This window comes from Streptomyces coeruleorubidus, from assembly GCF_008705135.1.
Classification (GTDB): Bacteria; Actinomycetota; Actinomycetes; order Streptomycetales; family Streptomycetaceae; genus Streptomyces; species Streptomyces coeruleofuscus.
This window is the reverse complement of the sequence record NZ_CP023694.1, coordinates 2,185,773-2,197,603: the sequence shown is the minus strand read 5'-3', so window position 1 is coordinate 2,197,603 and position 11,831 is coordinate 2,185,773. Positions and strand designations below refer to the sequence as shown.

13 protein-coding genes are annotated in these 11,831 nt (G+C 71.5%); 8 read left to right on the top strand and 5 right to left on the bottom strand.

The genetic code is table 11. The features are described from left to right. Window positions 1-24 precede the first annotated feature (24 nt). The gene (locus tag CP976_RS10275) at window positions 25-300 is read left to right on the top strand and encodes a GlsB/YeaQ/YmgE family stress response membrane protein (protein WP_150480061.1); all 276 of its coding nucleotides are present in this window, start codon (window positions 25-27) and stop codon (window positions 298-300) included. A gap of 60 nt (window positions 301-360) precedes the next feature. Here the strand turns inward: CP976_RS10275 and tyrS are convergent, their stop codons facing one another. Genes tyrS through CP976_RS10260 form a run of 3 tightly spaced genes read right to left on the bottom strand, consistent with a single transcriptional unit; the run spans window position 361 to window position 4,600 of the window. Further along, window positions 361-1,629: a tyrosine--tRNA ligase gene (gene tyrS, locus CP976_RS10270; protein ID WP_150480060.1), complete on the bottom strand. Its 1,269-nt coding sequence runs from the start codon at window positions 1,627-1,629 to the stop codon at window positions 361-363. Between the two features lie 56 nt (window positions 1,630-1,685). Beyond that, a complete protein-coding gene (locus CP976_RS10265; RefSeq protein WP_150480059.1) occupies window positions 1,686-3,080 on the bottom strand; it encodes a metallopeptidase TldD-related protein in 1,395 nt (464 codons plus the stop codon). Further along, window positions 3,077-4,600, bottom strand: a complete 1,524-nt coding sequence (locus CP976_RS10260; RefSeq protein WP_150480058.1) for a TldD/PmbA family protein — start codon at window positions 4,598-4,600, stop codon at window positions 3,077-3,079. The genes CP976_RS10265 and CP976_RS10260 overlap by 4 nt, the downstream gene beginning before the upstream one ends. 271 nt (window positions 4,601-4,871) lie before the next feature. Between CP976_RS10260 and fabG the strand changes: the two genes are divergently transcribed. The 3 genes from fabG (at window position 4,872) to CP976_RS10245 (ending at window position 6,861) form a co-directional block, all read left to right on the top strand. Continuing rightward, a complete protein-coding gene (fabG, locus tag CP976_RS10255; RefSeq protein ID WP_086854509.1) occupies window positions 4,872-5,576 on the top strand; it encodes a 3-oxoacyl-[acyl-carrier-protein] reductase in 705 nt (234 codons plus the stop codon). A 5-nt stretch (window positions 5,577-5,581) separates the two neighbouring features. Then, on the top strand, window positions 5,582-6,349 hold the full coding sequence (gene fabI / locus CP976_RS10250; RefSeq protein WP_086854510.1) for an enoyl-ACP reductase FabI: 768 nt from the start codon (window positions 5,582-5,584) through the stop codon (window positions 6,347-6,349). Between the two features lie 161 nt (window positions 6,350-6,510). Next, window positions 6,511-6,861 (top strand): hypothetical protein, encoded by a 351-nt coding sequence (locus CP976_RS10245; RefSeq protein WP_150480057.1) that lies wholly within the window; start codon window positions 6,511-6,513, stop codon window positions 6,859-6,861. Here the strand turns inward: CP976_RS10245 and CP976_RS10240 are convergent. Next, entirely contained in the window at window positions 6,839-7,531 is a 693-nt protein-coding gene (locus CP976_RS10240) for a FadR/GntR family transcriptional regulator (RefSeq protein WP_150480056.1), read from the bottom strand. The genes CP976_RS10245 and CP976_RS10240 overlap by 23 nt on opposite strands. A gap of 91 nt (window positions 7,532-7,622) precedes the next feature. Here CP976_RS10240 and CP976_RS10235 point away from each other — a divergent pair, with 91 nt between their 5' ends. The 4 genes from CP976_RS10235 to CP976_RS10220 all read left to right on the top strand — a co-directional run bounded on the left by CP976_RS10235 (window position 7,623) and on the right by CP976_RS10220 (window position 10,470). Next, window positions 7,623-9,326, top strand: coding sequence for a CynX/NimT family MFS transporter (locus CP976_RS10235; protein ID WP_229876606.1), 1,704 nt, complete (start codon window positions 7,623-7,625; stop codon window positions 9,324-9,326). A gap of 69 nt (window positions 9,327-9,395) precedes the next feature. Then, entirely contained in the window at window positions 9,396-9,512 is a 117-nt protein-coding gene (locus CP976_RS44325) for an SGM_5486 family transporter-associated protein (RefSeq protein ID WP_106975484.1), read from the top strand. Between the two features lie 167 nt (window positions 9,513-9,679). Continuing rightward, entirely contained in the window at window positions 9,680-9,886 is a 207-nt protein-coding gene (locus CP976_RS10225; protein WP_150480055.1) for a hypothetical protein, read from the top strand. A 65-nt stretch (window positions 9,887-9,951) separates the two neighbouring features. Then, a complete protein-coding gene (locus CP976_RS10220) occupies window positions 9,952-10,470 on the top strand; it encodes a SixA phosphatase family protein (RefSeq protein WP_150480054.1) in 519 nt (172 codons plus the stop codon). Between the two features lie 128 nt (window positions 10,471-10,598). Here CP976_RS10220 and serB read toward each other — a convergent pair whose 3' ends face one another. Beyond that, the gene (serB, locus tag CP976_RS10215; protein ID WP_150480053.1) at window positions 10,599-11,813 is read right to left on the bottom strand and encodes a phosphoserine phosphatase SerB; all 1,215 of its coding nucleotides are present in this window, start codon (window positions 11,811-11,813) and stop codon (window positions 10,599-10,601) included. Window positions 11,814-11,831 lie beyond the last annotated feature (18 nt).

Here is an 11,831-nt window from a genome sequence, read left to right as displayed (position 1 = left end):
GTCGAGCCGTACGAGGAGGCAGCGATGGGCTGGTTGTGGGCGATCATCGTGGGACTGGTACTCGGTCTGCTCGCCAAGGCGATCATTCCGGGCAAGCAGCACGTCCCCCTGTGGCTGACCGTCATCCTGGGCATGATCGGCGCCATCGCCGGCAACGCCATCGCCCGGGCGGCCGGTGTCGACGCCACAGCGGGCATCGACTGGTGGCGGCACGTGTTCCAGCTGGTGATGGCGGTCATCCTCGTCGGTCTCGGCGACCGGGCCTGGACGGCGGCCAGGGGAAGCAGACGAAGGGCATAACGGGCACACGGCGAAGGGGGCGGTCTCCGTCCCCGGCGACCGCCCCCTTCGCCCGCGCACTCAGGCGCCGGTGACCTCCACCGCCGCCAGGTTCTTCTTGCCCCGGCGCAGCACCAGCCAGCGGCCGTGCAGCAGGTCCTCCTTGGCGGGGACCGCGTCCTCGCCGGCGACCTTGACGTTGTTCACGTAGGCGCCGCCCTCCTTGACCGTGCGCCGCGCGGCCGACTTGCTGGCCACCAGGCCGACCTCGGCGAACAGGTCGACGACCGGTCCGAGCTCGGCGACCTGGATGTGCGGCACCTCCGACAGGGCCGCGGCCAGTGTCCGCTCGTCGAGCTCCGCCAGCTCGCCCTGCCCGAAGAGGGCCTTGGACGCGGCGATCACGGCGGCCGTCTGGTCGGCGCCGTGCACCAGCGTGGTCAGCTCCTCGGCCAGCGCACGCTGCGCGGCACGGGCCTGCGGACGCTCCTCGGTCTGCTTCTCCAGCTCCTCGAGCTCCGCACGGGAGCGGAAGGACAGGATGCGCATGTACTTCGAGACGTCCCGGTCGTCCACGTTCAGCCAGAACTGGTAGAACGCGTACGGCGTCGTCATCTCCGGGTCGAGCCAGACGGCGCCGCCCTCGGTCTTGCCGAACTTGGTGCCGTCCGCCTTGGTCATCAGCGGCGTCGCCATGGCGTGCACCGTGGCGTCCGGCTCCAGCCGGTGGATCAGGTCCAGGCCCGCCGTGAGGTTGCCCCACTGGTCGCTGCCGCCCTGCTGGAGGGTGCAGCCGTACCTCCGGTAGAGCTGGAGGAAGTCCATGCCCTGGAGGAGCTGGTAGCTGAACTCCGTGTAGCTGATGCCCTCGGAGGACTCCAGGCGCCGGGCGACGGAGTCCTTGGTCAGCATCTTGTTGACGCGGAAGTGCTTGCCGATGTCCCGGAGGAACTCGATCGCGGAGAGGTTCTCCGTCCAGTCGAGGTTGTTGACCATGACGGCCGCGTTCTCGCCCTCGAAGTCCAGGAACGGCTCGATCTGGGAGCGCAGCTTGCCGACCCAGCCGCCGACCGTCTCCGGGTCGTTCAGCGTGCGCTCCGCGGTCGGACGCGGGTCGCCGATCAGGCCCGTGGCACCGCCGACCAGCGCCAGCGGCCGGTGACCGGCCTGCTGGAGCCGCCGCACGGTCAGCACCTGCACCAGGTGCCCCACGTGCAGCGACGGCGCCGTCGGGTCGAAGCCGCAATAGAACGTGACGGGACCGTCCGCGAGCGCCTTGCGCAAAGCGTCCTCGTCAGTGGACAGGGCGAACAGCCCGCGCCACTTCAGCTCGTCGACGATGTCCGTCACGGTTCTCGCGTCTCCTTGATGATCTTCGGGCAGTCGGGTGACAGCCGACTACGAGGTTATACGCCCTGACTGACAGAGCTCATATTGAAATCGGGGACGCGCAGCGCGGGCATCGCGGCCCTGGTGAACCAGTCGCTCCACTCCCTGGGCAGCGTCTTCTCGGTGCGCCCGGCCTCCGTGGCCCGCCCCAGCAGCCCCACCGGCGACTCGTTGAACCGGAAGTTGTTCACCTCGCCCGTCACCTCGCCGTTCTCGACCAGGTAGACGCCGTCCCGGGTCAGGCCGGTGAGCAGCAGCGTCGCCGGATCGACCTCCCGGATGTACCACAGGCACGTCAGCAGCAGCCCCCGCTCGGTGCTCGCGACCATCTCCTCCAGGGAGCGGTCCTCGCCCCCGTCCAGGACGATGTTGTCGATGCCCGGCGCCACGGGCAGCCCGGTCAGGCCGGCGCTGTGGCGACTGGTCGTCAGATGCCGCAGCTCGCCCCGGCTCATCCACTCGGTGGCCGCCAGCGGCAGCCCGTTGTCGAACACCGACTGGTCGCCCCCCGAGGAGTGGGCGATCACGAAGGGCGCCGACTCCAGACCGGGCTCGTTCGGGTCGCTGCGCAGCGTCAGCGGCAGGTCGGTCAGCTTCTCGCCGACCCGCGTACCGCCGCCCGGCTTGGAGAACACCGTGCGGCCCTCCACCGCGTCCCGGCCCGACGCCGACCACATCTGGTAGATCAGCAGGTCCGCCACGGCCGTCGGCGGCAGCAGCGTCTCGTACCGGCCGGCGGGCAGCTCCACGCGCCGCTCCGCCCACCCGAGGCGCACCGCCAGCTCCGCGTCCAGCGCCGCCGGGTCGACGTCCTTGAAGTCCCGGGTGGAGCGACCGGCCCAGGCGGACCGGGTCCGGTCCGGCGACTTGGCGTTCAGCTCCAGCGTGCCGTTCGGCTGGTCGTGCCGCAGCCGCAGTCCCGTGGACGTCCCCACGTACGTCGACACCAGTTCGTGATTGGCGAAGCCGTACAGCTCCCGGCCGCCCGCACGCGCGCGTGCGAAGGCCTCGCCGAGCGCCGGAGCGAAGTCGGCGAACGCGGCGGAGGAGGTCTCGGCGGGCGCCTCCATGTACTCCGGCGCCTGCGTGACGCCCGTGACCAGCGGCTGCGCGTCCTCGGCGGGCCCGGCGCCGCGCGCGGCGGCCTCGGCGGCCCGCACCAGCGGCTCCAGCTCGTCGGCCGTCACGGCGGACCGTGACACGACCCCCGAGGCCGTGCCCTCCTTGCCGTCGACCGTCGCGATGACGGTGAGCGTGCGTCCGCGCGTGACACCGTTCGTGGTCAGCGCGTTGCCCGCCCAGCGCAGGTTGGCGGTGGACTGCTCGTCCGCGATGACGACACAGCCGTCCGCCCGGGACAGTTCGAGGGCGCGCTCGACGACCTCGTGCGGCTTGCTGGTTCGCGCGCTCATCGACCGGCCTCCTGGGTCGTGTTCAGAATGTTGACGCCCTTGAACAGGGCCGACGGGCAGCCGTGCGACACGGCGGCGACCTGGCCCGGCTGGGCCTTGCCGCAGTTGAAGGCGCCGCCCAGGACGTAGGTCTGCGGACCGCCGACGGCGGCCATCGAGCCCCAGAAGTCGGTCGTCGTCGCCTGGTAGGCCACGTCACGCAGCTGCCCGGCCAGCCGCCCGTTCTCGATCCGGTAGAAACGCTGCCCGGTGAACTGGAAGTTGTACCTCTGCATGTCGATCGACCAGGACCGGTCGCCGACGACGTAGATGCCCCGCTCCACGCCCCCGATCAGGTCCTCGGTGGACATCCCGGCCGGGTCCGGCCGCAACGACACGTTGGCCATGCGCTGCACCGGCACGTGCCCGGGGGAGTCGGCGTAGGCGCAGCCGTTGGACCGCTCGAAGCCGGTCAGCCTCGCGATCCGCCGGTCGAGCTGGTAGCCGACGAGCGTGCCGTCCTTCACCAGGTCCCAGGACTGGCCCTCCACGCCCTCGTCGTCGTACCCGATGGTGGCGAGCCCGTGCTCGGCGGTGCGGTCGCCCGTGACGTTCATCAGCTCCGAGCCGTAGCGCAGCTTGTTCAGCTGGTCGAAGGTGGCGAAGGAGGTGCCCGCGTAGGCGGCCTCGTAGCCGAGGGCCCGGTCCAGCTCGGTGGCGTGCCCGATGGACTCGTGGATGGTCAGCCACAGGTTGGACGGGTCGACGACCAGGTCGTACAGGCCCGCCTCGACACTCGGCGCGCGCATCTTCTCGGCGAGCAGCTCCGGGATCTGCTCCAGCTCGCTCTCCCAGTCCCAGCCGGTGCCCCGCAGGTACTCCCAGCCGCGTCCCACGGGCGGCGCGAGGGTGCGCATCGAGTCGAACTCGCCGCTCGACTCGTCCACCGACACGGCGTTGAACACCGGGTGCAGCCGCACCCGCTGCTGTGTGGTCACGGTCCCGGCGGTGTCGGCGTAGAACTTGTTCTCGTGGACGGTGAGCAGCGAGGCGTCCACATGGTCGACCCCGTCGGCCGCCAGCAGCCGTGCGCTCCACTCCGCGATCAGCCCGGCCTTCTCCTCGTCGGGCACGGTGAACGGATCGATCTCGTACGACGAGACCCACGTCTTGTCTGCGTGCACCGGCTCGTCGGCCAGCTCCACGCGCTCGTCCGATCCGGCCGCCTTGATCACCTGCGCGGAGAGCCTGGCCATCGCCACGGCCTGGGAGGCCACCTTGGCGGCGGCGTCGAGGGTGAGGTCGACACCGGACGCGAACCCCCACGTACCGCCGTGCACGACGCGCACCGCGTACCCGAGGTCGGTGGTGTCCGAGGACCCGGCCGGCTTGGCGTCCCGGAACCGCCAGGAGGCGTTGCGCACCCGCTCGAACCGGAAGTCCGCGTGCTCGGCGCCCAGCGCACGCGCGCGTGCGAGGGCCGCGTCGGCGAGGGCGCGTAGGGGGAGGGCCGTGAAGGCCTCGTCGATGGTATGAGGCACCGCCGTCTCTTTCTGTCGAGGTGACCGTGGTTGCCGTACGTCGTGACTGCTCCGATCATGTCGTCTCATCCCGCGCGCGGGCCACGAGTTTCCGACCCGGGCGGGTGGCTTTCTGTAGGGACCCGACAGTGAGTCCCGTACGCCACTGTCGGTGCCCGATTGTCCGCGAGCGTGTCCGGACCGATAGGTTTTCGAGGAAGCCGCCTGTCATCGCCGCCTGTCGTCCAGGCGCCCGGGCGGGGTATCAGACCGCTACCGAAAGGGTGATCCGTTGAGCCGCTCGGTTCTCGTCACCGGAGGCAACCGGGGCATCGGCCTCGCCATCGCCCGCGCTTTCGCCGATGCCGGCGACAAGGTCGCCATCACGTACCGCTCGGGTGAGCCGCCCGCGGGTTTCCTGGCCGTCAAGTGCGACATCACCGACGCCGAGCAGGTGGAGCAGGCCTACAAGGAGATCGAGGAGGCCCACGGCCCCGTCGAGGTCCTCGTCGCCAACGCCGGCGTCACCAAGGACCAGCTCCTGATGCGCATGTCCGAGGAGGACTTCACGTCCGTCCTCGACACCAACCTCACCGGCACCTTCCGCGTGGTCAAGCGCGCCAACCGCGGCATGCTGCGCGCCAAGAAGGGCCGCGTCGTCCTGATCTCGTCGGTCGTCGGGCTGCTCGGCTCCGCGGGACAGGCCAACTACGCCGCCTCCAAGGCCGGCCTCGTCGGCTTCGCGCGCTCCCTCGCCCGTGAGCTGGGCTCGCGCAACATCACCTTCAACGTCGTCGCGCCCGGCTTCGTCGAGACCGACATGACCGCGGTGCTCTCCGACGAGCAGCGCGCCGGCATCGTGAAGCAGGTCCCGCTCGGCCGGTACGCGCAGCCGGAGGAGATCGCCGCGACGGTGCGGTTCCTCGCCTCGGACGACGCCTCGTACATCACTGGAGCCGTCATTCCCGTTGACGGCGGACTGGGAATGGGTCACTGATCACCATGAGCGGAATTCTCGAGGGCAAGCGCGTCCTGATCACCGGTGTGCTGACGGAGGCCTCCATCGCCTTCCACACCGCCAAGCTGGCCCAGGAGCAGGGCGCCGAGGTCATCCTCACGGCGTTCCCGCGGCCCACGCTGACCGAGCGCATCGCCAAGAAGCTCCCCAAGCCCGTCAAGGTCATCGAGCTCGACGTGACCAACGACGAGCACCTCGGGCGCCTGGCCGACATCGTCGGCGAGGAGCTCGGCGGCCTCGACGGTGTCGTGCACTCCATCGGCTTCGCCCCGCAGGACGCCCTCGGCGGCAACTTCCTGAACACGCCGTTCGAGTCGGTCGCCACCGCCATGCACGTCTCGGCGTACTCCCTGAAGTCGCTGACCATGGCCTGCCTGCCGCTGATGCAGAACGGCGGCTCGGTCGTCGGTCTGACCTTCGACGCGCAGTTCGCCTGGCCGCAGTACGACTGGATGGGCCCGGCCAAGGCCGCCCTGGAGGCCACCAGCCGCTACATGGCCCGCGACCTGGGCAAGCAGAACATCCGCTGCAACCTGGTCTCGGCCGGCCCGCTCGGCTCCATGGCCGCCAAGTCCATCCCGGGCTTCAGCGAGCTGGCGTCCGTGTGGGACTCCCGCTCCCCGCTGGAGTGGGACCTGAAGGACCCCGAGCCGGCCGGCCGCGGCGTCGTCGCGCTGCTGAGCGACTGGTTCCCGAAGACCACCGGCGAGATCATCCACGTGGACGGCGGTCTGCACGCCATCGGAGCCTGATCTCCCGTACGCCGTAGGCGCCCCGTTCCCCGCAGCGCGCGGGGAGCGGGGCGTCACCCGTTCGGCTCATCCGGCCGGGCGGGAGAGGCTCACAACCGGGCACCCTGGAGTACGCGGTCACCACGCGATCCCCTCCCCAGCACGGCCGAGGAGGTCCCCTTGTGCGCTTGTCCCGCCGAACGGCCTCACTGTCCCTCGCCGTCGCTCTCGTGATGACCCTGGCGTACGAGGCGGTGCCCCACGCGCGCGTGCCCGCCGCCGAGCAGGAGTCGGCGGAGCCGTTCGGCGCGGCGTGCCGGACCCGCGTCACCGGCTCCCGGGTGACCGCGTACTGCCACAACCCCTACCCGGAGGTGGACCGCGTGAGCCTGCACGTCGAATGCGCCCGCTGGTGGGACATCGACACCGACAGCTCCCCGGTGGAGGCCGGGCCCGCCCAGACCGTGCGGCTGACCGGACGCTGCTGGAAGGAGGTCGGCGAGGTGTGGATCAGTCACCGGCGGGCGAGCTGACCCCGCCCAGGCGGCACAGGAACGGGTAGCGGGCGGCCTCGGCGGCCGCCTGCGCCGCGTCCCCCGCGCGGATCGCGTCGAGCAGCCGTCCGTGCTCCATGTACGTCTCCGGCGTCAGCTCCCCGCCGACGTCCTCGCGCAGCCAGTCCCGCAGCACCTCGCCCAGGTCCGCGTACATGGCGGTCATCACGTCGTTGTGGGAGGCGGACACCACGGCCAGGTGGAAGGTCGCGTCCGCGGTCACGAACGCCTCCGCGTCACCCGACTCCCAGGCCTCCTCACGCCGCAGCAGCAGCGAGTCGAGCTGCTTGAGGTCCTTCTCCGTACGCCGCTCCGCGGCCAGCCTGGCGGCGGACGACTCCAGCGTGGACCGCAGCTCGGCGATGTGCCGGGGGTCGGCACCGGCGAACCGCCGCTGCATCACCCCCGCCAGCTCACTCGTCGCCACGACGTACGTGCCCGAGCCCTGGCGGATGTCCAGCAGGCCGTTGTGCGCGAGGGCGCGGACGGCCTCACGGACCGTGTTGCGGGCGACTCCGAGCTGTTCGACCAGTTCGGGCTCGGTCGGGATGCGGGAGCCGACCGGCCACTCGCCGGAGGTGATCTGGGCCCGCAGGGCGGCGATGACCTGCTCGGAGAGCGCCGAACGTCGGGGATGGCTCAGGGGCATGGCACACCTTCGCACGACCGGGGCGCCGAAGGGCAGCCGGAGACGGGACGGACTGGACAGTCAATCATCCTATGATTCTATGATGGGCCTCATGCCTAGCGAGGAAACCCGGACGAAGACGCCCCCGACCGTACGCAGCTCGGCCGCGCACGAGGCCCGGGAACCCGGCGGTACCTCCACGCGCGCGTGGACGACGCGGTTGCTCGTCCTGGGCATCGTGCTGTCCGCGCTGAACCTCCGCCCAGCCATCACCAGCCTCGGCGCCCTCCTGGAGGAGGTCCGCGACGGGCTCGGCATGAGCGGCAGCGTGGCCGGGCTGCTCACCTCCGTGCCGCCGCTGTGCTTCGCCGTCTTCGGCGTCATGGCCCCGCGGCTCGCCCGCCGCTTCGGAGCCGGCGCCGTGGTGTGCGCCGGCATGGCCGCCATCGCCGCCGGCCTGGCGATCCGGCCGTACGCCGGGGGCACGCCCGGCTTCCTGGCCGCCACCGCCCTCGCCCTCATGGGCATCGCGGTCAGCAACGTCCTGATGCCGGTCATCGTCAAGCACTGGTTCCCCGACCGCGTCGGCTCCATGACCGGCCTGTACTCCATGGCGCTCGCCCTGGGCACGGCCCTCGCGGCCGCGGTCACGGTGCCCCTGACCGACGCCCTGGGCGGCAGCTGGCAGTCGGGCCTCGGCCTGTGGGCGGGTCTGGCCGTGGCGGCGGTCCTGCCCTGGCTGCCGTTCGTACGGGGGCGCGGGGCGGGGACTGCGGCGTCCGGGCCGGGGGAGCGGACCGGAGGCGCGGCCGGGCCGGGGGAGCGGGCCGGAGGCGCGGCCGGGCCGGGGGAGCGGGCCGGAGGCGCGGCCGGGCCGGGGGAGCGGGGCCGGGGCAAGGAGACCGGGTCGGGGAAGCGGACCGTGGGCCCGGAGATCGGTCCGGGGGAGGGTAGCCGGGTCACGGAGACGGGGTTGAGGGACCGGGTCACGGAGACGGGGTTGAGGGACCGGGTCACGGAGACGGGGCTGGGGGACCGGGCCGTGAGCCCGGAGACCGTGTCCGGGCACCGGACCATGGGCCCGAAGACGGAGCCGGGGAACCAGGCCGCGAGCCCGGAGGCCGACGGCGACCGGCCGGAGCGGGACCGGGCAACGCGGTACCGGCAGACGCGGGACGGGCAGACGCCGGGCTCGGCTCCCGCCGGATCCGCCGCCGGGGAGGCACCGCCGCTGCGGATCACCCGGAGCCGCACCGCCTGGGCCCTGGCCGTCTTCTTCGGGCTCCAGGCCACCGCCGCCTACATCACCATGGGCTGGATGGCGCAGATCTTCCGGGACGCCGGTGTGCCCGCGGGCACCGCGGGGCTGCTGCTCGCCCTCACCATGGTGATGGGCGTGCCCCTGGCCTTCGTCATACCGCGCCTGGCCACACGGCTGCCGCATCAGGGCCCGATCGTGCTCGCCCTGGGCGTCTGCGGCCTGGCCGGCTATGCCGGGCTGTACCTCGCGCCGGCCGCCGGCGCCTGGGCCTGGGCCGTTCTGCTCGGCGTCGCCAACTGCGCCTTCCCGCTCGCGCTCACCATGGTCGGCATGCGGGCCAGGACCGGCCCGGGCGTGGCACAGCTGTCGGCGTTCGCGCAGAGCACCGGCTATCTGATCTCCATCCCGGGGCCGCTCCTGGTGGGCGTCCTCTACCAGCACAGCGGCGGCTGGGGCCTGCCGATCGCCCTGATGAGCGCCCTGATGATCCCGCAGATGGCGATCGGATTCCTGGCGGGCCGGGACCGTACGGTGGAGGACGAGGCGGGCCGCTGAGCCCCTCCTCGGGGCGATCGGGGGCACCCCCGGGCGTCAGGCGCCCGGGGCGGGTGCGAGACTTGCCCCATGCCAGTGCTCGACCCGAATCCCCAGCACGGTCAGAAGAAGATGCTGCTCGTCTTCGGAGCCTTCTTCGCGATCTTCATCGTCATCGGCATCATCGCGACCATCGCCTCGCCATGACAGGCCCGAGCCCGGCCCATGGTGGGGCTGGCCCCCCTGTCCCCTAGGGGGCGAGGGTCAGGGTCAAGTGGGTGGATCACCGGATGGGCTGACGGCCGGACATTCCGTAACTTCGACGTGTGACCGCGAGACGCGGGCCACGGACCGTTCGGAGAGCGGAGGCACCCATGTCGGCTCCTGTGCACACCCGGCCCCGTCCGGCGACCCGGATGGGCGCCGACAGCCGGCTGCCCTGGTGGGCCCTCGCCCTGCCCACGCTCGCCTTCGCCGCGCTGCTCGTGCTGATCCTGAACCCCTCCGACGCCCAGGCGGCCACCGGTGACCCCCTGATCACCCACCTCTTCGAGCGGCTCCAGCAGCTGATGTCCCGCTGAGCACGGCTGAAGACGGTGGTCAACTCCCTGCGCCCCATGGCCTGTTTCGTGCGAAGCTGGATCTTATGAGCGTCGCAGAACCCCGCAGGATTGTCCTCTTCCGCCATGCGAAAGCCGACTGGCCACAGGTGAGCGATCACGAGCGTCCGCTCGCCGACCGGGGCAGAAAGGAAGCGGCGGAGGCCGGGCGCAGGCTGGCCGACACCGGCGTCCCCTTCGACCTGGCCCTCTGCTCCACCGCGGTCCGGACCCGGGAGACCTGGAAGCTCGCTGTCCAGGAGTTCCCGCAGCGGCCGAAAACCATCTACGAAGAGCGGATCTACGAGGCCTCGCCGGGCGAACTGATCGCCGTGCTCAACGAGACCCCCGACGACGTGCAGAACATCCTCGTGATCGGCCACAACCCTGGCATCCAGGGCCTCGCCGACATCCTGGGGGGCACGGCCGAGGGCGACGCGCGCGACCGGATGAGCCGCCGCGGCTTCCCGGCCGCCGCCTTCGCCGTCCTGTCCTTCAGCGGCTCGTGGAAGAGCGTGGAGCCGGGCGTGGGCACGCTGCTGGACTACTGGGCGCCGACCGAGTGACCGACTCCGGGTGACCGTGGGCCCGGCACCGGCGCGGTGCCGGGCTCTCCCGGCTGGTCCGGACCGTGCGCAGGGGCCGCGCTGTGCCTCTGGTCCAGACCGTGCTGCCGTCCGGGACCGTTGCGGCTTCAGACCGTGTCGACGGTGTCCGCTGCCTCGACCTCTTCGCGCGTGATACCCAGCAGGTACAGCACGGTGTCCAGGAAGGGGAAGTTCACCGCGGTGTGCGCGGCCTGGCGCACCACCGGCTTGGCGTTGAAGGCGACGCCCAGACCGGCCGCGTTCAGCATGTCCAGGTCATTGGCACCGTCACCGATCGCCACGGTCTGCGACAGCGGCACACCCGCTTCGGCGGCGAACCGGCGCAGCAGCCGGGCCTTGCCGGCACGGTCGACGATCTCGCCCGTGACCTTGCCCGTCAGCTTCCCGTCGACGATCTCCAGCGTGTTGGCGTGGGCGAAGTCCAGCCCGAGCCGTTCCTTCAGATCGTCGGTGACCTGGGTGAAACCGCCGGAGACGACGCCGACTTGGTAGCCGAGCCGCTTCAGCGTACGGATCAGGGTGCGGGCGCCCGGCGTCAGCCGCACCTCGCTGCGCACCTTGTCCACGACCGAGGCGTCCAGCCCCTCCAGCAGCGCCACGCGCGCGTGCAGGGACTGTTCGAAGTCCAGCTCGCCGCGCATCGCGGCCGCCGTCACCTCGGCGACCTGGTCCTCGCAGCCGGCGTGCGCGGCGAACAGCTCGATGACCTCGTCCTGGATGAGCGTCGAGTCGACGTCCATGACGACCAGGCGCTGCGCGCGCCGGTACAGCCCGGCGGCGACGACCGCCACGTCGATGCCCAGCTTCGCCGCGTCGGGCGCCAGGGCGGTGCGCAGCGGTTCGGTCTCCACGCCGGACACGGCGAACTCGACGGCGGTCACGGGGTACTTGGCGAGCCGGAAGATACGGTCGATGTTGCCGCCGGTCTTCGTGATCCGCGCGGCGATCGCAGCCGTCGCCTCGGCGGTGAGCGGATGCCCGAGCACGGTGACCAGGGAGCGGCCCAGCCCGCGCGGCCGGTTGTCGCCGAGGCCGGAGATGATCTCCGCCTGCATCTTCATCGACTCGGCCCAGCTGTGGACGGTCGCCCGCAGATCGCCCTCGAGCCCCTTGGGCGGCTCGGTCACGAGCGCGCACAGCACCATTCGGCCACGGGTGACGACCTGCTCGATGTCGACGACGTCGACGGAGTAGGCGGCGAGGGTGTCGAAGAGGCCGGCCGTGATGCCCGGGCTGTCCTTGCCGAAGATCTTGACAAGGAGGGTGGGGACGTCGGAGGGCGAGGTCTGCAAAGCGCTCATGGTGGTTCCACCGTATCC